Annotated in this window: 22 protein-coding genes and 1 pseudogene; 15 read left to right on the plus strand and 8 right to left on the minus strand. The window is 72.6% G+C overall.

What is annotated here, in order from left to right; all coding sequences use genetic code 11:
* Positions 1–181 precede the first annotated feature (181 nt).
* The 6 genes from KUM38_RS08040 to KUM38_RS08065 all read left to right on the plus strand — a co-directional run bounded on the left by KUM38_RS08040 (position 182) and on the right by KUM38_RS08065 (position 5283).
* Positions 182–1915 carry an MFS transporter gene (locus KUM38_RS08040; protein ID WP_217128583.1) on the plus strand — a complete coding sequence of 578 codons (1734 nt, stop codon included), beginning with the start codon at positions 182–184 and terminating at the stop codon, positions 1913–1915.
* Between the two features lie 98 nt (positions 1916–2013).
* Entirely contained in the window at positions 2014–2664 is a 651-nt protein-coding gene (locus tag KUM38_RS08045) for a class I SAM-dependent methyltransferase (RefSeq protein WP_217128584.1), read from the plus strand.
* Positions 2665–2682: 18 nt separating this feature from the next.
* The gene (locus tag KUM38_RS08050; protein WP_217128585.1) at positions 2683–3630 is read left to right on the plus strand and encodes an N-acetylmuramoyl-L-alanine amidase; all 948 of its coding nucleotides are present in this window, start codon (positions 2683–2685) and stop codon (positions 3628–3630) included.
* 158 nt (positions 3631–3788) lie between these two features.
* Positions 3789–4619, plus strand: coding sequence for a DUF5336 domain-containing protein (locus tag KUM38_RS08055; protein ID WP_217128586.1), 831 nt, complete (start codon positions 3789–3791; stop codon positions 4617–4619).
* Between the two features lie 206 nt (positions 4620–4825).
* The gene (locus KUM38_RS08060; RefSeq protein ID WP_302181186.1) at positions 4826–4927 is read left to right on the plus strand and encodes a hypothetical protein; all 102 of its coding nucleotides are present in this window, start codon (positions 4826–4828) and stop codon (positions 4925–4927) included.
* Positions 4928–4989: 62 nt separating this feature from the next.
* Positions 4990–5283, plus strand: a complete 294-nt coding sequence (locus tag KUM38_RS08065; RefSeq protein ID WP_217128587.1) for a hypothetical protein — start codon at positions 4990–4992, stop codon at positions 5281–5283.
* Positions 5284–5398: 115 nt separating this feature from the next.
* On the opposite strand, the gene KUM38_RS08070 is transcribed toward KUM38_RS08065, so the two are convergent.
* Genes KUM38_RS08070 through KUM38_RS08080 form a run of 3 tightly spaced genes read right to left on the minus strand, consistent with a single transcriptional unit; the run spans position 5399 to position 8687 of the window.
* Positions 5399–6475: a prenyltransferase gene (locus tag KUM38_RS08070; protein ID WP_217128588.1), complete on the minus strand. Its 1077-nt coding sequence runs from the start codon at positions 6473–6475 to the stop codon at positions 5399–5401.
* Positions 6472–7242: a class I SAM-dependent methyltransferase gene (locus KUM38_RS08075; protein WP_217128589.1), complete on the minus strand. Its 771-nt coding sequence runs from the start codon at positions 7240–7242 to the stop codon at positions 6472–6474. The genes KUM38_RS08070 and KUM38_RS08075 overlap by 4 nt, the downstream gene beginning before the upstream one ends.
* Positions 7236–8687, minus strand: coding sequence for a glycosyltransferase family 4 protein (locus KUM38_RS08080; RefSeq protein WP_217128590.1), 1452 nt, complete (start codon positions 8685–8687; stop codon positions 7236–7238). Before KUM38_RS08080 ends, KUM38_RS08075 begins: the two co-directional genes overlap by 7 nt.
* 257 nt (positions 8688–8944) lie before the next feature.
* Between KUM38_RS08080 and KUM38_RS08085 the strand changes: the two genes are divergently transcribed.
* The 8 genes from KUM38_RS08085 to KUM38_RS08120 all read left to right on the plus strand — a co-directional run bounded on the left by KUM38_RS08085 (position 8945) and on the right by KUM38_RS08120 (position 17965).
* Positions 8945–9589 carry a TetR family transcriptional regulator gene (locus tag KUM38_RS08085; protein ID WP_217128609.1) on the plus strand — a complete coding sequence of 215 codons (645 nt, stop codon included), beginning with the start codon at positions 8945–8947 and terminating at the stop codon, positions 9587–9589.
* Between the two features lie 258 nt (positions 9590–9847).
* The gene (locus KUM38_RS08090) at positions 9848–11248 is read left to right on the plus strand and encodes an endo-1,4-beta-xylanase (protein ID WP_374227044.1); all 1401 of its coding nucleotides are present in this window, start codon (positions 9848–9850) and stop codon (positions 11246–11248) included.
* A 384-nt stretch (positions 11249–11632) separates the two neighbouring features.
* A complete protein-coding gene (locus KUM38_RS08095; RefSeq protein WP_217128592.1) occupies positions 11633–12856 on the plus strand; it encodes a prenyltransferase/squalene oxidase repeat-containing protein in 1224 nt (407 codons plus the stop codon).
* Complete coding sequence (locus KUM38_RS08100; protein ID WP_217128593.1) at positions 12853–13491, plus strand: SCO2322 family protein; 639 nt, start codon at positions 12853–12855, stop codon at positions 13489–13491. Before KUM38_RS08095 ends, KUM38_RS08100 begins: the two co-directional genes overlap by 4 nt.
* Complete coding sequence (locus KUM38_RS08105; protein WP_374227045.1) at positions 13436–14734, plus strand: energy-coupling factor transporter transmembrane component T; 1299 nt, start codon at positions 13436–13438, stop codon at positions 14732–14734. Before KUM38_RS08100 ends, KUM38_RS08105 begins: the two co-directional genes overlap by 56 nt.
* Positions 14731–16386, plus strand: coding sequence for an ABC transporter ATP-binding protein (locus tag KUM38_RS08110; RefSeq protein WP_217128594.1), 1656 nt, complete (start codon positions 14731–14733; stop codon positions 16384–16386). Before KUM38_RS08105 ends, KUM38_RS08110 begins: the two co-directional genes overlap by 4 nt.
* Complete coding sequence (locus KUM38_RS08115; protein ID WP_217128595.1) at positions 16383–17219, plus strand: ECF transporter S component; 837 nt, start codon at positions 16383–16385, stop codon at positions 17217–17219. Before KUM38_RS08110 ends, KUM38_RS08115 begins: the two co-directional genes overlap by 4 nt.
* A gap of 326 nt (positions 17220–17545) precedes the next feature.
* Positions 17546–17965, plus strand: coding sequence for a lytic transglycosylase domain-containing protein (locus KUM38_RS08120; protein WP_217128596.1), 420 nt, complete (start codon positions 17546–17548; stop codon positions 17963–17965).
* A gap of 90 nt (positions 17966–18055) precedes the next feature.
* On the opposite strand, the gene KUM38_RS08125 is transcribed toward KUM38_RS08120, so the two are convergent.
* From KUM38_RS08125 to KUM38_RS41670, 5 genes and pseudogenes are all read right to left on the minus strand, one after another.
* Complete coding sequence (locus tag KUM38_RS08125) at positions 18056–18442, minus strand: hypothetical protein (protein WP_217128597.1); 387 nt, start codon at positions 18440–18442, stop codon at positions 18056–18058.
* The gene (locus KUM38_RS08130; RefSeq protein ID WP_217128598.1) at positions 18439–18705 is read right to left on the minus strand and encodes a hypothetical protein; all 267 of its coding nucleotides are present in this window, start codon (positions 18703–18705) and stop codon (positions 18439–18441) included. The genes KUM38_RS08125 and KUM38_RS08130 overlap by 4 nt, the downstream gene beginning before the upstream one ends.
* A gap of 71 nt (positions 18706–18776) precedes the next feature.
* Positions 18777–19430, minus strand: a complete 654-nt coding sequence (locus tag KUM38_RS08135) for a maleylpyruvate isomerase N-terminal domain-containing protein (RefSeq protein WP_217128610.1) — start codon at positions 19428–19430, stop codon at positions 18777–18779.
* On the minus strand, positions 19427–19561 hold the full coding sequence (locus tag KUM38_RS43240) for a DUF397 domain-containing protein (protein WP_308408924.1): 135 nt from the start codon (positions 19559–19561) through the stop codon (positions 19427–19429). Before KUM38_RS43240 ends, KUM38_RS08135 begins: the two co-directional genes overlap by 4 nt.
* 34 nt (positions 19562–19595) lie before the next feature.
* Positions 19596–19784: pseudogene (locus KUM38_RS41670) on the minus strand (XRE family transcriptional regulator); the annotation flags it as partial.
* Between KUM38_RS41670 and KUM38_RS08145 the strand changes: the two are divergent.
* Positions 19779–19916, plus strand: coding sequence for a hypothetical protein (locus KUM38_RS08145; RefSeq protein WP_254396844.1), 138 nt, complete (start codon positions 19779–19781; stop codon positions 19914–19916). The pseudogene KUM38_RS41670 and the gene KUM38_RS08145 overlap by 6 nt on opposite strands.
* Positions 19917–20024: the final 108 nt, after the last annotated feature.

Consider the following 20024-nt stretch of genomic DNA (forward strand, 5'->3'; position numbering starts at 1 on the left):
GAGAAATGAAAGGAATTTTTTGATTTCCGCTTCAACTTCAACCGGGTGGACCGGTACCGGTCGACACCAAAGGAACGGTCAAGAATTCGTTAGCGGCTCGAAACATCGGAATAGTTGCCTCGGTGTACGGGGTTCGGTCTGCACGTATCCCTGTACACGGCCGGCCCTGGAGGCACCCTTCATGACGCAGACGACGACCGACCGTCCCTCCGGCGGAGCGGGCGGGGCCGTGGTCCCGGTGCTCGCCTTCGCGGGCATCGCCGTCGCGGTGATGCAGACCCTGCTGGTCCCGGTCGTCAAGGATCTGCCGCACCTGCTGGACACCACCCCCGCCGACGCGACCTGGGTACTGACCTCGACCCTGCTGTCCGGCGCCGTGGCCACCCCGATCATGGGCCGCCTCGGCGACCTCTACGGCAAGCGCCGCATGCTGGTCACCAGCCTCGCGGTGATGGTGGTCGGCGCGCTGGTCAGCGCGTTCACCAGTGATCTCCTGCTGATGATCGCCGGCCGTACGCTCCAGGGCTTCGCGATGGGCGCCATCCCGCTCGGGATCGGCCTGATGCGCGACATGCTGCCCCACGAGCGGCTGGGCTCGGCGATGGCCCTGATGAGTTCCTCCATAGGCGTCGGCGGCGGTCTCGCGCTGCCCGCCGCCGCGCTGGTCGCCCAGCACTCCGACTGGCACGTCCTCTACTTCGGCGCCGCCGGCCTCGGCGTCCTCTCGATCGCGCTCACCCTGACCGTCGTACCCGAATCCCCGGTGCGGGCGAAGGGCACCTTCGACCTGCCGGGCGCGCTGGGCCTGTCCGCCGGGCTGGTGCTGTTCCTCCTCCCCGTCTCCAAGGGCGGCGACTGGGGCTGGACCTCCGGCACCACGCTGACCCTGTTCGCCGCGGCGGCCGTGGTGCTGCTGCTGTGGGGCCTGATGGAGCTGCGCGTCCCCGCGCCCCTGGTGGACCTGCGCACCAGCGCCCGCCGTGAGGTCCTGCTCACCAACCTCGCGTCGATCATGGTCGGCGTCTCCTTCTTCGTCGTCTCCCTGGTCCTCCCCCAGCTGCTCCAGCTCCCCGCCGGCCACGGGCTCGGCCAGTCGATGGTGGTCGCGGGCCTGTGCGTGGCCCCGCTGGGCGTGACGATGATGTTCACGGCCCCCGTCTACGCCCGGCTGTCCGCCCGGTACGGCCCGAAGACCACCCTCATCCTCGGCCTGCTGATCATCGCGGCCGGCTACGGCGGCGGCCTCGGCCTGATGGACGCCGCCTGGCAGACCGTCGTCACCTCGGTGGTCATCGGCGCGGGCATCGGCCTCGCCTACTCCTCCCTGCCCGCGCTGATCATCGGCGCGGTCCCGGCCTCGGAGACCGGCGCGGCGAACGGCCTCAACACCCTGATGCGGTCCATCGGCACGTCGGTGTCGAGCGCCGTCATCGGCATGGTCCTGGCGAACACGGCGGACACCGTGGGCGGCGCGGAGATCCCGACCCTCCACGGCTTCCGGATCTCCTTCCTGATCGCGACGGCGGCGGTGGCCGTGGGCCTGGCCCTCGCCCTCTTCCTGCCCGCCGGGCGCCCGTCGGCCCACCCGCGACTGCGGGCGAGCAGCGAGGAGGACGCGAACCTGGAACGCGCGGAGGCGGCCCTGCGCGGCTTCCGCGGCCGGGTCCTGGACGCCACCGGCGCCCCCGTCGCCCGCGCCGAGGTCGCCCTGGTCGACCGCCACGGCCGCCGGGCCGGTGCCACCGTCTCCGCCCACGACGGCGGCTACGCCCTCGCCGTCCCCGCCGGGGGTGCGTACGTCCTGGCCGTCCGCGCGGCCGGCCACGCCCCGCTCGCCTCCCCGGCCCGCCACGAGGGCGACGGGCGCCCGGTCGACCTGGACCTGTCCCTGCCGGGCGAGACGGTCTCCACCTGACCTTTGTTACCCAGTGGTACCCCTGCCGGCCGGTCCGGCGGGGAGTACGGCAGCATGGGCCCGTGCACACACGTACGCCCTCGGAAGAGGCGAGCCCCATGGCGATGACACCCGGGCCCGGGATCCTGGCCGCGTTCGAGGCGGCGAAGGGCTTCATGCCCGTGGACGAGGGCCTGGCCCTGTACGCGGCGGCGGCCGAGGCCGGCCGTCTCGGACTGCCGCTCCTGGAGATCGGCAGCTACTGCGGCCGCTCCACGATCCTGCTCGCCGACGCGGCCCGCGCGGCCGGTGTCACCGCGCTCACCGTGGACCACCACCGCGGCAGCGAGGAGCAGCAGCCCGGCTGGGAGTACCACGACCCGGAGACGGTCGACCCCGAACTGGGCCTGATGGACACCCTCCCCACCTTCCGCCGCACCCTGCACCGGGCGGGCCTGGAGGACCACGTGGTGGCCCTGGTCGGCCGCTCCCCCCGGATCGCCGCCCTCTGGGCCTCCCCGCTCGCCCTCGTCTTCATCGACGGCGGCCACACCGACGAACACGCCACCGCCGACTACGAAGGCTGGGCCCCGCACGTCACCGAGGGCGGCCTGCTCGTCATCCACGACGTCTTCCCCGACCCGGTGGACGAGTTCACCGGCCAGGCGCCGTACCGCGTCCACCTCCGGGCTCTCGCGTCCGGCGCGTTCACCGAGGTCTCGGCCACCGGATCCCTGCGCGTACTGCGCCGTACCGGCACGGGCGTCTGACACCGCTAGGGTGGCTGCGTGTCGTACACAGGTCCCGGTTTCGATCCGCCCCAGCCCCGGAGGTCCCGCCGCGGGCCCCTGACCGTGGCACTCGTCGCGCTGGTGCCGGGTGCGCTGCTCGGGTGGGCCGTGTACGCCGCGGTGGGCGGCTCCGGGGGCGACGAGGGGGCGGGGAGCGCCGCCGCTTCCCCCTCCCCATCCGCTTCCGCTTCCGCCTCGTCCCGTACGTCGTCGCCGGCGCCGTCCGCGAGTTCCGAGGACGAGAAGCCCAGCGCCTCCGCCGCCGCGGGCGGCCCCCTCAAGGGCAAGGTCGTCGTCATCGACCCCGGGCACAACCCGGAGAACTTCAAGCACACCGCCGAGATCAACCGCCAGGTGGACATCGGGACCAACCGCAAGGAGTGCGACACCACCGGCACGTCCACCGACGACGGTTACGCCGAGGCCGACTTCACCCTCGACGTCGCCCACCGGATGCGCGCGCTCCTCGAGAAGCAGGGCGCCACCGTGAAGCTGACGCAGGACGGGGACCGGCCGTTCGGCCCGTGCGTGGACGAGCGGGCCCGGATCGGCAACAGGGCGAAGGCCGACGCCGTCGTCTCGATCCACGCGGACGGCTCGGGCACCGGCAACCGCGGCTTCCACGTGATCCTCCCCGGCGCCGTGCGCGCCGGTGCCGCCGACACCCGCGCCATCGTCGAGCCGTCCGGCGACCTCGGTACGCGCATCGCGGGCAACTTCGTCCGCGTCACCGGCAGCGCGCCCTCCAACTACGTCGGCGGCGGCACCGGGCTCGTCACGCGTAAGGACCTGGGCGGTCTCAATCTGTCAACGGTTCCCAAGGTGTTCATCGAGTGCGGCAACATGCGCGATAGCAAGGACGCGGCGCTGCTGACCAGCGGTGCCTGGCGGCAGAAAGCGGCGCAAGGGATTTCCGACGGAATCGTGAGTTTCCTGCGCGGGTAGGGATCAGCGCGCTGATCCGGGCGGACAGCCCGATCCTTCGGACGATAATGTCGTCCACACGATGAGGGGCCACCCCCGCGCTTCCCACCCGGGCCTTCGGGCGACACGGTGACAGCGACGCCTCTTCCGACGACGAGACGACCTACGAAGGACCTGAAGTGAATATCCGCTCCCTCACTCGAGGCGACGGCGTGGTGATCGGAGCAGCGGTATTGCTGTTCATCGCGTCGTTCCTCGATCTCTACTCGATCGATGGCGTTTCGGACAGCGCGGACATCCCCAGCCTGTGGGACAGCGGGCCGGTCATACTCGGCATCGTGCTGGCGGGGATCATCGGCGCCGCGCTCGTCGTCGTGGCCCGGGGGCTGCCGCAGCCGCGCAAGGTCGCCGGCCTCGACCTCGGCCAGTTCGGCACCGCCTTCACGGTGTTCGCCGCCTGGTGCGCGCTCGGCAACATCTTCGACCCGACCGGCGGTTTCGACGGTGAAGGGGGCTTCTCCGACGACATCGGCGCCGGCACGGGTCTGATCCTGGCCCTCGTCGCCACGCTCGTCATGGCCGCCGCCGCCGTCGCCACCCCCCTGGTGCCCGCCCTCAAGGGTGCCCTTCTCCCGGCCGCCCGTCCCGCCGCCCCGCAGCCGTACGGCGCTCAGCCGCCCGCCGGTTACGGCTACCCGGGTGCGCAGCAGGCCTCGTTCGGCGGTCAGCCGCAGCCGGGCCAGCCCGGTCAGCCGCAGCAGCCCTTCCCGGGCCAGCCGCAGCCGGGCCAGCCCGCTCCGGCGCCCGCCGGGGACTTCTCGCCGTTCTGGTTCGCCGTGCCGGTGCCCCGTCCGCTGTTCCCGGAGGACGGCTCGCCCACGCCGATCGCCGAACTGGCCCCCGGCACCTGGTACTTGGCGGTCGAGCAGCGCGGTCCGGCCCTCGTCGCCCAGACCCAGGACGGCCGCCGCGGCGTCCTCCAGGACACCTCGGGCATCCAGCGCGGCTGACCGGATCCGGCCCTTTCTCGTCACGGCCCCCCGCCCCACCGGGCGGGGGGCCGCTGTCGTACGGCGTCGTACGGCGGAGACCCGGCGTGTTCAGCCGACGCGGACGACGCCGTGCGCGCCGCGCTCCGCGTCGGTCATCACATGGGTGACGAACGGGTGGTCGCCCGCCTCCGGGAAGGACAGCTCGACGAACCCGCCCGCTGCCGCTGCTGCGGCAGATCGAGGACCGGCACCCTGGTGTCTTCGCGGTGGACTACCGACAGCGCGGCCCGAAGGCATGGCGCCTGCTGCCGGTAGTCCACCGCTGAACTTCCCCGCGGGCCCGGGGCGTTCCGGGTTTCAACCCGACGTTCGGGGCCATTCGGAAAGCATGTCCCCTCGCTATCGCACTGGTTCCAACTCCGCGGGGACGGTCGTCGCGGTGATCGCGGACATCATGGCCGTCATCCTCGGACTCTGGATTCTGATGTACCTGCTGGACGCCAACCGGGGCAACGACCTGGTCCAGTTCGTCCACGACACGGCCAACTGGCTGGCCACCTGGTCCCGTGACCTCTTCACCTTCGACGAGGCCTGGGCCCGTGTGGTCGCCGGCTACGGCCTGGCCGCCGTCGTCTACCTGTTCATCGGCCACGCCATCGCCGGCCGACTGCGCCGCCACTGAGGCCACCCCCAGCCCCGGACACCACGCCCCACTGGTCCCGTGACCCGGGGGTCTGGGGGGCACCCCCAGTGAACACAGCACCTTCGACGAGGCCTGGGCCCGTGTGGTCGCCGGCTCAAGCGAGCGAGCAGCAGTCCGGGTCCAGTCCCCTGGGCAGCAGGTCGCCGCCGAAGACCGCGCAGGTGGCCTCGTGGCCGCCGAGGGCGGCGACCGCCAGCAGCAGCGAGCCGGCGGTCCACGTGGTCAGCTCGCGCGGCCAGATCGCGTCGTCCTCGAAGACGTAGCCCGTCCAGTACAGGCCGGTCTCCGGATCGCGCAGGTGCTGGATCGACTGGAGCACCTCCAGCGCGCGGTCGGACTCGCCCATCGCCCAGAGGGCCAGGGCGAGTTCGGCCGACTCGCCGCCGGTCACCCACGGGTTGGGCACCACGCAGCGCACCCCGAGTCCGGGGACGACGAAGCGGTCCCAGCCCTCCTCGATCCGGGCCTTGGCCTCCGCGCCGGTGAGCGCGCCGCCGAGCACCGGGTAGTACCAGTCCATGGAGTAGCGGTCCTTGTCGAGGAACCGCTCCGGGTGGTGCCGGATCGCGTGTCGCAGCGCGCCCGCCGCCAACTCCCAGTCCGGCTGCGGCTCCTCGCGCTGCTCGGCGACGGCCAGCGCGCAGCGCAGCGCGTGGTGGACGGAGGAGGAGCCGGTGAGCAGCGCGTCCGCGGTGGGCGTGCCGTCGTCGTCGCGCCGCCAGCCGATCTGCCCGCCGGGCTGCTGCAGCCGCAGCACGAACTCCACCGCCGCGTACACCACCGGCCACATGCGGTCCAGGAATGTGTCGTCACCGGTGGAGAGGTAGTGGTGCCACACGCCGACCGCGACGTAGGCGACGAAGTTGGTCTCCCGGCCCCGGTCGGTGACGTCGAGCGGGTCGCCGTCGGCGTAGGCCGCGTACCAGGAGCCGTCCGCCAACTGGTGCCGGGCCAGCCAGAGGTAGGCCCGCTCGGCGGCGGCGTGCTCGCCCGCCGTGTCCAGGGCCATCGCGGCCTCGACGTGGTCCCACGGGTCGAGGTGGTGCCCCCGGAACCAGGGGATCGCCCCGTCCTCCCGCTGCACGGCGAGGATGCCGGCGACGGTCGCGGCGGCCTGCCCTGCGGTCAGGACCCCGGGCAGGACCAGGTGTTCGGTCCGGGGGGTCGTCACGTGGCGTCCGCCTCGGCCCCGGCCGCGGCCCCCGTCTCGGCCGCGGCGCGCGGCAGGTGCGGCTTGGTCGCGTACGCCACGAAGCTCTTGCCGATCAGCGGGTTCAGCGCCTGCTCCGCGACCCGGGTGGCCAGGGGCTTCTTCATGATGTCCCAGACCAGCAGCTTGTGGTACGCCCGCACCGGCAGCGCCTTGTCGTTGTCCACGCCGAACGCGCACTTCAGCCACCAGTACGGCGAGTGCAGCGCGTGCGCGTGGTGGGTGCCGTACGGGCGCAGACCCGCCTCGCGGATCTTCGCGAGCAGCTCGTCCGCCTTGTAGATGCGGATGTGGCCGCCCTCGACCTCGTGGTAGGCGTCGGACAGCGTCCAGCACACCTTCTCCGGGCCGTAGCGCGGCACGGTGATCGCGATCCGGCCGCCGGGCTTGAGCACGCGCACCATCTCGGCGAGGACGCCCTTGTCGTCGGGGATGTGCTCCATCACCTCGGAGATGATGACGACGTCGAAGGACTCGTCGGGGAAGGGCAGGGCGAGGGCGTCGCCCTCCATGGCGGTGGCGGTGGCCCCCGCGGGTGCCTCCCCGGCCTCCTTCATCGCCGCGAACCACTTGGCGACCTCGCGGATCTCCTCGCCGTTCTGGTCCAGCGCCACGACCTGCGCGCCGCGCCGGTAGCACTCGAAGGCGTGCCGGCCGGCCCCGCAGCCGAGGTCCAGGACGCGGTCGCCCGGGGCGAGCGGGAACCGGGAGAAGTCGACGGTCAGCACGTGGCCCTGCTTTCGCGGTCGGAGGTGTCGGCTGTGTCCACGGGTACGGCGCCCGTGTCCGGGAGGACGTCTGTGCCTGTCGGGGCCGGACGGCGCGGAGCCGGTTCCATCGCGCGGGCGGCGCCCGTGTCCCGGCCCGCGCGGGCCATCGCCTCGCGGTAGTGGGCCACCGTGCCCTGGGCCGCGCGTGCCCAGGTGAAGTGCCGCAGCACCCGCTCCCGGCCGGCCGCCCCGAGCCGGGCGCGCAGCTCCGGGTCCCCGAGCAGCCGGGTCAGCGCGGCGGCCAGCGCCCCCGCGTCGCCGGGCGGTACGGCGAGACACGTCTCCCCGTCGCGGCCGGCCACCTCGGGAATCGCCCCGCCGGTCGTGGCGACCAGCGGGGTACCCGTGGCCATGGCCTCGGCGGCCGGCAGGGAGAACCCCTCGTACAGCGACGGCACGCACGCGACCTGCGCCGACCGCACCAGGTCGACGAGTTCGGCGTCCGAGATGCCCTTGACGAACTCGACGGCGCCCTCGAGGCCGTACCGCTCCATCGCCTGCGCGACGGGCCCCTCCGCGGGCCGCTTGCCGACCACGACGAGGTGCGCCCCGGGCTGTTCGGCGCGTACCTTCGCCAGCGCCTCGACGAGGAAGACCAGCCCCTTCAGCGGCACGTCCGCGCTGGACGTGGTCACGATCCGGCCCGGTACGACCGGCACCGACGGATCGGGCGCGAACAGGTCGGTGTCGGCGCCGATGTGGACGACGTGGACGCGGTCCCGCCGTACGCCGAGGTCGTCGACGATCTCCTGGCGGGAGCTGCCGGAGACGGTGAGCACGGACGGCAGGCGGCGCGCCACCCTCTTCTGCATCCGCGTGAAGGCGTACCAGCGGCGCACCGAGTACCGCCGCTGCCAGTTCTCGGCGGCGTCCAGTTCCAGCCGCCGGTCGACGGTGATGGGGTGGTGGATGGTGGTCACCAGGGGGGCGCCGAGGTCGCCGAGGAGGCCGTAGCCGAGGGTCTGGTTGTCGTGGACGACGTCGAAGTCGCCGCGCCGGGCGCGCAGATGGCGGCGGGCGCGCAGGGAGAACGTCAGCGGCTCGGGGAAACCGCCGGTCCACATCGTGCCGACCTCGAGCGCGTCGATCCAGTCCCGGTACTCGTCGCGCTTCGGGGTGCGGAAGGGGTCCGGCTGGCGGTAGAGGTCGAGGCTGGGCAGTTCGGTCAGGCTCGGCCCGTCACGGTCCTCGTCGAGGACGTCGAGTATGGGATAGGGCTGGGCGCCGATGACCTCGACGCGGTGTCCGAGGCGGGCGAGTTCGCGGGAGAGGTGGCGTACGTAGACGCCCTGCCCGCCGCAGAACGGGTTTCCCTTATAGGTGAGGAGTGCGATGCGGAGCGGTCGCAAGCCGTCGGATGCGGGCCCCTGCGAGGGCCCGGCCTGACTGGCCTCAGCGGTCACTCTGGGCCCCCTTCTCCCTGCACGGTCACGCGAGATTACGCCGGGACGCTCATCTAGAACAAGTTTCAGAGTTGATCGTTCGGAGGATCCGAATCTACCGGCAGGTAAGGGTGCTGGCAGCAGCGGATCAGGTGATTCACGCCACGACGGACGGCATGCCATGCTGTCTGATCATCCATCCTCACCGACTGTCACGGACGGGACCCATGCCTACGGAAGCCAACAGGGACAAGGCGGCCAGGGCAGCCAAGGCGGACATGGCGAGCAAGGCGGCGACGGCGGAGGCCGGCACCGCGCGCCCCGCCCCGGCCTCACCGCTCACCGAGCGCCAGGAGGCGCGCCGGCGCCGCATCCTGCGGGCGTGCGCGCAGCTGGCCGGCCGGGGCGGCTTCGACGCGGTGCAGATGCGTGAGGTCGCGGAGTCCTCGCAGGTGGCGCTCGGCACGCTGTACCGCTACTTCCCGTCCAAGATCCACCTCCTGGTCGCGACCATGCAGGACCAGCTGGAGACCCTGCACGGCACGCTGCGGAAGAAGCCGCCGGCCGGTGAGACCCCGGCCGAGCGGGTCGCCGAGACCCTGATGCGGGCCTTCCGCGCGCTCCAGCGGGAGCCGCACCTGGCCGACGCGATGGTGCGCGCCCTGACGTTCGCGGACCGCAGCGTGAGCCCGGAGGTCGATCAGGTCTCGCGGCAGACCACGATGATCATCCTGGACGCCATGGAGCTCACCGATCCCACGCCCGAGCAGCTCTCGGCCGTCCGGGTCATCGAGCACACCTGGCACTCGGCCCTGATCACCTGGCTCTCGGGCCGCGCCTCCATCGCCCAGGTCAGGGTCGACATAGAAACGGCGTGCCGCCTGATGGATCTGACGACCCCGGAGAGCGCCGACGGCCGCTGACAACCACCGGCGACCACCGGCGATCACTGATGCTCGTCGACGAAACTTTCGACATTGTTCCGTTAACACCGATGACGGATTTCCGCTTCACCGACCCTCATGCGCCGACCAATTCCGTCCTGCGCGAATGATTGACCACCCCTCCGGCGAGCCGTATCGTCTCCGCGGAAATTCGGAACCGAGTCCGAAACTTTCGTTCGACCGCACGGCAGCAATCCCGCCCACCCGTAGCACGGGACCCACCGGAGAAGGGATGACATGCTCATGATCGGAAAGCGAGCGAGAACGGGAGCCGGAGGTGGCGGCCCCGCACGCGGCCGACCGCGCGCCGCCCTCGGCGCCACCACCACCGCCCTGCTCACCGTCACCGCGCTCGCCGCACTCCCCCAGACCACCGCCCACGCCGCCGACACCCTGGGCGCGGCGGCGGCCGAGAAGGGCCGCTACTTCGGTGCCGCCGTCGCCGCGAACCACCTCGGCGAGGCGCAGTACGCGGCCACGCTCGACCGCGAGTTCAACTCGGTGACGCCCGAGAACGAGATGAAGTGGGACGCCGTCGAGCCGAGCCGCGGCTCCTTCATCTTCAGCCGAGCCGACCAGATCGTGGACCACGCCCAGAGCCAGGGCATGGACGTCCGCGGCCACACCCTGGTCTGGCACTCCCAGCTGCCGAGCTGGGTCTCCGGACTCGGCGCCACCGAACTCCGGTCGGCGATGAACAACCACATCACCCAGGTCATGACCCACTACAAGGGCGAGATCCACTCCTGGGACGTGGTCAACGAGGCGTTCCAGGACGGGAACAGCGGCGCCCGGCGCAACTCGCCCTTCCAGGACAAGCTCGGCAACGGCTTCATCGAGGAGGCCTTCCGCACCGCCCGCGCGGCCGACCCGGCCGCCAAGCTCTGCTACAACGACTACAACACCGACGGCGTCAACGCGAAGAGCACCGCCGTCTACAACATGGTCAAGGACTTCAAGTCCCGCGGCGTCCCCATCGACTGCGTCGGCTTCCAGGGCCACTTCAACAGCAACTCGCCGGTTCCCTCCGACTTCCAGGCCAACCTCCAGCGCTTCGCCGACCTCGGGGTCGACGTGCAGATCACCGAGCTGGACATCGAGGGCTCGGGCCAGGCCCAGGCCACCGACTACGGCAATGTCGTACGGGCCTGCCTCGCGGTGACGCGCTGCACCGGCATCACGGTGTGGGGCATCCCGGACAAGTACTCGTGGCGGTCGAGCGGCACCCCCCTGCTGTTCGACAACAACTACAACAAGAAGCCCGCCTACGACGCCGTACTGAGCGCCCTGGGCGGCACCCCCGGTGGTGGCCCCGGCGGTCCGGGCACGCCCGGCGCGGCCTGCACCGCCACCTACACCACGGCGGAGCAGTGGGGCGACGGCTACAACGGCAAGGTGACGATCACGGCGGGCAGTTCGCCGATCACCGGCTGGAGCGTGAACGTCACCATGACGGCCCCGCAGAAAGTCGTCTCCGTCTGGAACGGCTCACCCACCTGGGACAGCGGCGGCACCGTCATGACGGTGCGGTCCAGCTGGAACGGCACGCTCGCGGCCGGGGCCTCGACCAGCTTCGGCTTCACCGTGAACGGCGGTACGACACCCCCGCCGCAGGTCGGCGCCTGCACGGCGTCCTGACCCGGCCCACCGCACCCGCACCCCTTTTCCGGGACCGCGGGTGCGGTGCGCGTCTCACGGCCCACGTGACCCCACTCACCGAAGCCACCCCTGACCCCTTCCCTACGGGCGGGTAGAGTGTCGGCGTCGTCATCACACCGTACGGGGGGAAGCCGGTGCAATTCCGGCGCTGACCCTTCCCCAAGTCTCGACTTCGCTCGACTCGGGGAGACCCCTATCGTGAACCGTCCGCCAGGACGGTGAGCCGGACTGCCCCGCACGGTTCGTGACCGGCTCACGTGCCCGGCGCTCCGCCGGTGCACGGCACCGTCGAGGCATACGGAGCCGAGCCGCCGGGGTGTCCCGCGCTGCCCGGCCCTCCTGCAGGGAAGGCACCCGCCGATCATGAATGTTCGCCGCAGCGCAGCGGTCCTGGCCGCCGTCGCCGTGATCGGCGCCGCCACTCCGGCCGCCGCCGACACCTCCCCGTCCCCGTCGCCGTCCCAGGGGCTCCCCTCCGCCCTGTACGGCGACGGCGACCCGCAGTACGACGGCGTCTGGCGCCAGTCGCTCGCCCTGCTCGCCCAGCACACGGTCGGCGTCGAGCCGTCGAAGGCGGCCGTCGACTGGCTCACCGGGCAGCAGTGCGCCGACGGCTCCTTCGCCCCGTACCGCGCCGACACCGCCAAGGCGTGCGACGCGAAGACAATGGTCGACACCAACCAGACCGCCGCCGCCGTCCAGGCCCTCGCCGCGCTCGGCGGCCACGACGACGTCACGGACAAGGCCGTCGACTGGCTGAAGTCCGCGCAGAACGAGGACGGCGGCTGGGGCTACACGGCGGGCGGCGCCAGCGACACCAACTCCACCTCCGTCGTCATCGGCGCGCTCGCCGCCGCCGGTGAGAAGCCGGCCGAGGTGAAGAAGGACGGCAAGTCCCCCTACGACGCCCTGCTGAAGCTGGCGCTCCCCTGCGAGGGCGACGGCGCGGGCGCCTTCGCCTTCCAGCCGGACAAGAAGGGCGAACTGGTCGCCAACGCGGACGCGACGGCGGCGGGCGTGCTCGGTTCGCTGGGTGCGGGCCTGGTCGTCGAGCCCGGCAAGGGCGAGGCGAAGGCAGCCGCCTGCGAGAAGGCCGACGGCCCCGAACAGGCCGCCGCCAACGGCGCCGCCTACCTGACCGACGCCCTCGCCGAGAACGGCCACCTCACCTCCGCCCTCCCCGGCGCCGAGGACCAGCCCGACTACGGCAACACCGCCGACGCGGTCGTCGCACTCGCCGCGCAGGGCTCCGAGGAGCAGGCCGGCAAGTCCCTGGCCTGGCTGGAGAAGAACGCCGCCGACTGGGCGACCCGGAGCGGTCCCGCCGCCTACGCCCAGCTGATCTTCGCCGCCCACGCGACGGGCGCGGACCCGCGCGACTTCGGCGGGACGGACCTCGTGAAGCAGCTCGGCGCGACGGGCCCGGCCGCCGCCGAGAAGACCGCGGAGACGAAGTCGGACGAGAAGAAGGACGAGTCGGAGTCCGACTCCGGCTTCGGCGTCTGGTGGTTCGTCGGCGTCTGCCTGGTCGCCGGTATCGGCATCGGCTTCCTGATCAGCGGCCGCGCGAAGAAGCAGCAGCCGTGATCCGCCGGGCCACCGTCCTGTTCCTGGCCGCGCTCCTGCCCCTGCCGGTGGGCGCGGGCCAGGCCCAGGCCGTCGGCTACCGCTACTGGTCCTTCTGGGAGCAGAACGGCACGGCATGGACGTACGCCACCCAGGGCCCGTCCCTCGCCCGCCCCGCCGACGGCGACGTCCACGGTTTCCGCTTCTCCGTCAGCGAGAACTCCGCCGACGCGGCGAAGCCCCGTGGCACCGCCGACTTCGACACCATCTGCGCGAAGACCCCGGCGGCCGACGGCAGGAAACGCGTGGCCCTGGTCATCGACTTCGGCACCTCCGCCGACGCCCCGTCCGGCGAAACCCCGCCGCCGGGCCGTACGGCCTGCGCCCGGGTCCCCGAGGACGCCACCACGGCCGAGGCCCTGGCCTCGGTCGCCAAACCCCTCCGCTACGACACCAACGCCCTGCTGTGCGCGATAGCGGGCTACCCGAAGAAGGGCTGCGGAGAACAGGTCGCGGCGGAGAAGCCCGCCGCTCCCACGGAGGAAAAGACCGAGTCGAACGACTCCGGCCCGTCGATCGGCCTGGTGGCGGGAATCGCCGTTGTCGTCCTCCTCGGAACAGCAGCCCTCTGGCAGGCCCGCCGCCGTGCGTCGTAGCTGCGGGCAGTCGTGCCCGCGCAGCTGCGGGCAGTCGTGCCGCTGGGGCGGCACGGGTGGGCGATGGGGGTCCCCCCGCTCGAGCGAAGCCGAGAGTGGGGGAGGCACTCGGCGAACGCCGGCAGAGCAACCCACCCCCGGGTACGTCCAACGGCACCGCACCCACCTCCACCCCGGCGCCTGGTGGCTCTGGGCCCTCTCCCTCGGCACCGCGGCCACCCGCACCACCAACCCCCTCCTCCTCACCCTCCTCATCACCGTCTCCGCCTACGTCGTGGCGACCCGCCGCCCCCACGCCCCCTGGTCCCGCTCCTACGGCGCCTTCGTCAAACTCGCCCTCGCCGTCCTCCTCATCCGCCTCGCCTTCGCCGTCCTCCTCGGCTCCCCCATCCCCGGCACGCACGTGCTCGTGCACCTCCCCGAAGTCCCCCTCCCCGACTGGGCGCAGGGCATCCGCCTCGGCGGCAAGGTCACCGCCGAGGCCCTCACCTTCGCCCTGTACGACGCCCTCCGCCTCGCCGCCCTCCTCATCTGCGTAGGCGCCGCGAACGCCCTCGCCAACCCCTCCCGCCTGCTCAAATCCCTCCCCGGCGCCCTGTACGAACTCGGCGTGGCCGTCGTCGTGGCCCTCACCTTCGCCCCGAACCTCGTCGCCGACGTCCAGCGCCTGCGCGCCGCCCGCCGTCTGCGGGGCCGGCACGACAAGGGCGTCCGCGGCCTGCTCCAGGTCGGACTCCCGGTCCTGGAGGGCGCGTTGGAACGCTCGGTCGCCCTCGCCGCCGCGATGGACGCGCGCGGATACGGCCGTACCGCCGACGTACCTCCCGCCGTCCGCCGTACCACCGCCGCCCTCACCCTCGGCGGCCTGCTCGGCGTCTGCGCCGGAACGTACGGGCTGCTCACCGCCGAGGGCGGCACCTACGGCCTCCCCGTCCTCCTCGCCGGCGTCGCCGCCGCCCTCGCGGGCCTGTGGCTCGGCGGCCGGCGCACCCTGCGCACCCGCTACCGCCCGGACCCCTGGGACGCCCGGGCCTGGCTGGTCACGGCGTCCGGAGTCGCCGTGGCCGCCCTCCTGACCCTCGCCGCGTCCCGCGACCCGGCGGCCCTGCACCCCGGTGTGGTCCCGCTCGTCGCGCCCACGCTCCCCTTGTGGCCGGCGGCGGCCGTCCTGATCGGCCTACTCCCCGCCTTCGTCACCCCCGCCCCCGAGGCGTCGCACACCCGCAAGGAGCCGACGACGTGATCCGCTTCGAGAACGTGTCGGTGACGTACGACGGCGTGGACGAACCCGCCGTCCGGGGCGTCGACTTCGAGGTCCCCGAGGGCGAACTGGTTCTCCTCGTCGGCCCGTCCGGCGTCGGCAAGTCGACGGTGCTGGGCGCGGTGAGCGGCCTGGTCCCGCACTTCACCGGCGGCACCCTGCACGGCAGGGTCACGGTCGCGGGCCGCGACACCCGCACCCACAAGCCGCGTGAACTCGCCGACGTCGTGGGCACGGTGGGCCAGGACCCGCTCTCCCACTTCGTGACGGACACGGTGGAGGACGAACTCGCCTACGGCATGGAGTCGTTGGGCATCCCTCCGGCCGTGATGCGCCGCCGGGTGGAGGAGACCCTGGACCTCCTCGGCCTCGCCGACCTCCGCGACCGTCCCATCGCCACCCTCTCCGGTGGCCAGCAACAGCGCGTCGCCATCGGCTCGGTCCTCACCCCGCACCCCCGGGTGCTGGTCCTCGACGAACCGACGTCCGCACTCGACCCCGCGGCGGCGGAGGAAGTCCTCGCGGTCCTCCAGCGCCTGGTCCACGACCTCGGCACCACCGTCCTCATGGCGGAACACCGCCTGGAACGCGTCATCCAGTACGCCGACCAGGTGGCCCTGCTGCCGGGCCCCGGCGAGCGGCCGTGGCTCGGCACCCCGCCGGAGGTGATGGCGGTCTCCCCCGTCCGTCCCCCCGTGGTCGACCTGGGCCGCCTCGCCGACTGGTCCCCCCTCCCCCTGACGGTCCGCGACGCACGGCGCAAGGCGGGCCCGTTGCGCGACCGCCTCGCCGACAGGCGACCGCCCGCCCGGGAACCCGAGCCACCGGCACCGGCCCCCAGGGGGCTGTTCCCGCGCAGGAAGCCCGACACCCCGGCCCCCACCCCCGTGGCCGAGGTCCGTTCCCTCGCGGTCCGCCGCGACCGCGTCCAGGCCCTGCGCCACATCGACCTGACCGTCACCCCCGGCGAGACGATCGCCCTCATGGGCCGCAACGGCGCCGGAAAGTCGACGCTGCTCAGCGCGCTCGTGGGCCTGGTCGCACCCTCCTCGGGCTCGGTCCGCACCGGCGACGCGGTCCCCCACCGCACCCGCCCCCGCGACCTGGTCCGCCGCGTCGGCCTGGTCCCCCAGGAACCCCGCGACCTCCTGTACGCCGACACGGTCGCGGCGGAGTGCGCGGCCGCCGACGGGGACGCGGGCGCCGAGCCGGGCACCTGCCGCGCCCTGCTGACCGAGCTGCTCCCTTCGGTGGCCGACGACACCCATCCCCGCGATCTGTCCGAGGGCCAGCGCCTGACCCTCGCCCTCGCGGTCGTCCTCACCACGCGCCCGCCCCTGCTCCTCCTCGACGAGCCGACCCGCGGCCTGGACTACGCGGCGAAGGCCCGCCTGGTGACGATCCTGCGCGGACTGGCCGCCGAGGGCCACGCCATCGTCATGGCCACGCACGACGTGGAACTGGCGGCGGAGCTCGCCCACCGGGTGGTCCTGCTCGCCGAGGGCGAGGTGATCGCGGACGGCCCGGCGGCGGAGGTGGTCGTGGCGTCCCCGTCCTTCGCCCCGCAGGTGGCGAAGATCCTGGCCCCGCAGCACTGGCTCACGGTCTCCCAGGTCCGGGAGGCGCTGCGGTGACCGGCGCCGAGAGCCCGCAGCGCCAGACCCGGGCCGTCCGCCTGGGCCCCCGTTCATGGGCGGCCCTCGCCCTGGTGAGCGCGGTGGGCGTGGCGGGCGTCGGCTGGCCCTTCCTCGCCCCGCCCGACTCCTCCGTGAACGCCCACGCCCAGGACGCGCCGTGGCTCTTCGCGGGCCTGCTGGTCCTGCTGGTCGCGGTCGTGGCGGCGACGATCTCGGAATCGGGCCTGGGCCCGAAGGCGGTGGCGATGCTCGGCGTCCTCGCGGCGACGGGCGCGGCCCTGCGCCCCATCGGCGCGGGCACGGCCGGCCTGGAACCCATGTTCTTCCTCATGGTCCTCAGCGGCCGGGTCCTCGGCCCCGGTTTCGGCTTCGTCCTCGGCTCGGTGACGATGTTCGCGTCCGCCCTGCTCACCGGCGGTGTCGGCCCCTGGCTGCCGTTCCAGATGCTGTCGATGGGCTGGTTCACGATGGGCGCGGCCCTGCTGCCGGGCGCCGACCGGCTGCGCGGGCGCGCGGAGCTCTGGCTGCTCGCCGCCTACGGCTTCCTGGCGGCCTTCGCCTACGGCACGGTGATGAACATGGCGGGCTGGCCCTTCATGTCCGCCCTGGCCTCGAACATCTCCTTCTCCCCCGACGCGTCGCTCCCCACCAACCTGGCCCGCTTCCTGGCGTACTGCCTGGCGACGTCCCTCGGCTGGGACCTGGGCCGGGCCCTGGTCACGGTCGCCCTGACCCTCGCCCTCGGCACCCCGGTCCTGAAGGCCCTCCGCCGGGCCACCCGCCGGGCGGCCTTCGAGGCGCCGGTCACCTTCGAGGACACCCCTCGGTGAGCCCTCGCGCGCACCCCGTGACCGGGACGGTGAACCACCCCACATGACCCGCGTCACCTACGACCCGGCACCGTAGCGGGGCACCGAGGACGAACACGGGGCCTCGCCCCGCAAACCGGCCGTCACGCGCGTACGCACCCCGCGCCCCTCCGACCTCCGGTAGTAAAAGCGACCTTTGCGGGCAATCCCGGGATTTGTTTCCGTGGAGCGGTCGCCAGGCGCCGACGAACCCCACGGGTCGCGGCGCCGACGCATGCCCCCGCCGCACACCGCGGCATCCGGCACGGCGCAACGCGACCACCCTGTTCCCGACCGAAAGGCCGCCTGTGTCCGCCGCTTCCCTCCTCCGCACCGTCGCCACCCCGAAGAAGGCCCTCGCCGGCGCCGCCCTCGCGGCCGCCGCCTGCGGCACACTGATCGCCGCCACGCCCGCGCAGGCCGCGACCACGGGGACGGCCGCTTCGGCCCAGGCGACCGCGAAGAAGATGATCGGCGACTCGGCCGAGTTCCAGTGCTTCTCGAAGATCGTCCAGCACGAGAGCAACTGGAACCCCACCGCCACCAACGCCTCCAGCGGCGCCTACGGTCTGGTCCAGGCCCTGCCCGCCTCCAAGATGGCCTCGGCCGGCTCCGACTGGAAGACCAACCCCGCGACCCAGATCGAGTGGGGCCTGGACTACATGAAGGACCGCTACGGCAGCGCCTGCGACGCCTGGTCCTTCTGGCAGGCCAACCACTGGTACTGACAGCCCCGCACCCCCATACCGAAGGCGGCGACCCCACGATCCCCGGGGCCGCCGCCTTCACCTTCGCCTCGCCAACCGATCTCAGCGATCTCAGCGCTCGAGATCGAGCACAGGCACCCCACGCCCCTTGTACGCCTTGACGTCCACCGTGGCCACGAGCGCACCGGCGCCCCACTCGGGCAGATGCCTGGCCGCGTGGATCGCGGCACCGATCCCGGGCCGCACACCGTCACGGTGCATCTCGGCGACCGCGAGCACCGCGGGGTAGTCCAGATCCACGATGTGCAGGACTTCCAGCTGCCCCACGTGCTCGGCGATCCCGAGCCGTTCACGGTCGGCCTCCAGGACCGACAGGGCGGGCGCCCACAGGCGGGTCTCCGTTTCGAAGTGGGCACGGTGAACGAGCGCGGACACCTGCCGATTGCCGGCGAGCGCCAGCAGGGTCGGCGTGTCGAGGACCAGGTGGTGCAGGATCACGCGGCGTCCTCGCCCTGCGGCCGGGCGAACGCCTCCCGAAGCCTGCGCCCCATGGCCGCGCTCTCCTCGTCACTCACCTCGACACCGAAGTGCTCCGCCAGATAGGCACGAGTCCGCTCGGCCTTCTCCCGGCGCTCCTCCTCGGTCAAGGTCGACTCCGCGAACTCCTGCACCAGCGTCCGGATCGACGTCCCCCGGGACTCCGCAATCACCGCCAGCCGGTCGCGCACCTCGGCGGGCACCCGGATCATCGCATCAGCCATGTCGGGAGTATACGTCGACGTATACATCACGGGAGGGCAGACGAGCCCCTTCCAGGGCGCGTCGCCACGGCTCAGCCGAGGATGAAGGGAAGCCTGGCGGCGAGACCGCCCAGGGCGGATTCCTCGTCGGCTGTCGGTGGACGGCGGCCCGTGCCGATCAGCAGGGCGGCCGTGTCGGAGAGGCCGGCGGGGAATGCGGTGCCGACGATCGCTTCCAGTGCCGTACGGGCCACCGCGAGGCTTTCGGCGGGGGGCTCGGGAGCCGACGGCAGGTGCGCGATCAGGTCCAGGTGGTGCAGGGTCCACTCGAGGACGTAGGCGGAGAGGTAGTCGCCGACGGTCAGGACCTTGCCCTGGGTGCTCACGCGGGCCGCGGGGTCGGCCAGTTCGGCGGCGCGGCCCGCCGCGGAACCCACGTCGTCCAGGTGGAACTTGAGCAGCGCCGGGTCGCCGTACGCGGCTGCCAGGCGGGGGATCAGCGCGTCCAGCGGGTCCTCGCCGGTCGGCGGGTCGACCAGGTTCCAGTACGTGACCGCGTCCGCCGTCGGTTCGGTGTCGGCGGGCGTGACCAGCGTGATCAGGACGTCCTGGGCGTCGATGACCAAGTGGCACACCAGATCCCGTACGAGCCAGCCCCTACAGCCGGACGGGCGCTCGAAGTCCTCGTCCGGGAGGCCGGCGACCGCGGCGAGCAGTGCGGTCCAGGACCGCGAGAAGGGGGTCACTGCGACCGTTCGGCGGTCGTCCACGCCAGGAGGGCGGTGAAGGCCGCGGGACGGAGGGTCAGGATCGGGCCCGCCGGGTTCTTGGAGTCCCGGACGACGACGGTGGAGCCGGGCATGTCGGCGATCTCCACGCACGATCCCCCCGTATCGCCGCTGTGGCTCGACTTACGCCATGTGATCCCTGTCAGGTGCGAGTTGCTCCTCATAGCGTTCCTCCATCACTCGCCGGATCAGCGCTGCCGGGTCCTTGACCGGCAAGGCTGCGGCTTGCAGGTGATCGTAACGGAGCGAACGGGACTCAACCGCGTCCGGATTGGCCGTTGGGTGCCCCGTCTCATAGTCCTCGCTGTGGAGTCGGCGCCCAACGCGGAGAACGGGCGAGGGCTCGCCCTGCTGGCTGCGGTGACCGACCGGTGGGGTGCCGATCCCGAGCCCCGTGGCGGGAAGACCGTGTGGTTCGAGTGTGCGGTGGAGGCCGGTGCGTGAGGTGGCCGTCGGGCCACTCGCTTCTTTGTCAGTGTCGTGCTTCCGCGAGCCGCGTCAAGGGCGCTGCGTTGCGCTGCGCTCCACTCCGCGTCGCCTTCGGCGATGGGC

The sequence above is a fragment of the Streptomyces sp. AC558_RSS880 genome, from assembly GCF_019049255.1.
Lineage (GTDB): Bacteria > Actinomycetota > Actinomycetes > Streptomycetales > Streptomycetaceae > Streptomyces.

Coding starts and splice junctions, on each gene's coding strand:
- KUM38_RS08040 (WP_217128583.1), top strand. CDS start 182: ATGACGCAGACGACGACCGACCGTCCCTCCGGCGGAGCGGGCGGGGCC.
- KUM38_RS08045 (WP_217128584.1), top strand. CDS start 2,014: ATGGCGATGACACCCGGGCCCGGGATCCTGGCCGCGTTCGAGGCGGCG.
- KUM38_RS08065 (WP_217128587.1), top strand. CDS start 4,990: ATGTCCCCTCGCTATCGCACTGGTTCCAACTCCGCGGGGACGGTCGTC.
- KUM38_RS08085 (WP_217128609.1), top strand. CDS start 8,945: ATGGCGAGCAAGGCGGCGACGGCGGAGGCCGGCACCGCGCGCCCCGCC.
- KUM38_RS08090 (WP_374227044.1), top strand. CDS start 9,848: ATGCTCATGATCGGAAAGCGAGCGAGAACGGGAGCCGGAGGTGGCGGC.
- KUM38_RS08095 (WP_217128592.1), top strand. CDS start 11,633: ATGAATGTTCGCCGCAGCGCAGCGGTCCTGGCCGCCGTCGCCGTGATC.
- KUM38_RS08130 (WP_217128598.1), bottom strand. CDS start 18,705: ATGGCTGATGCGATGATCCGGGTGCCCGCCGAGGTGCGCGACCGGCTG.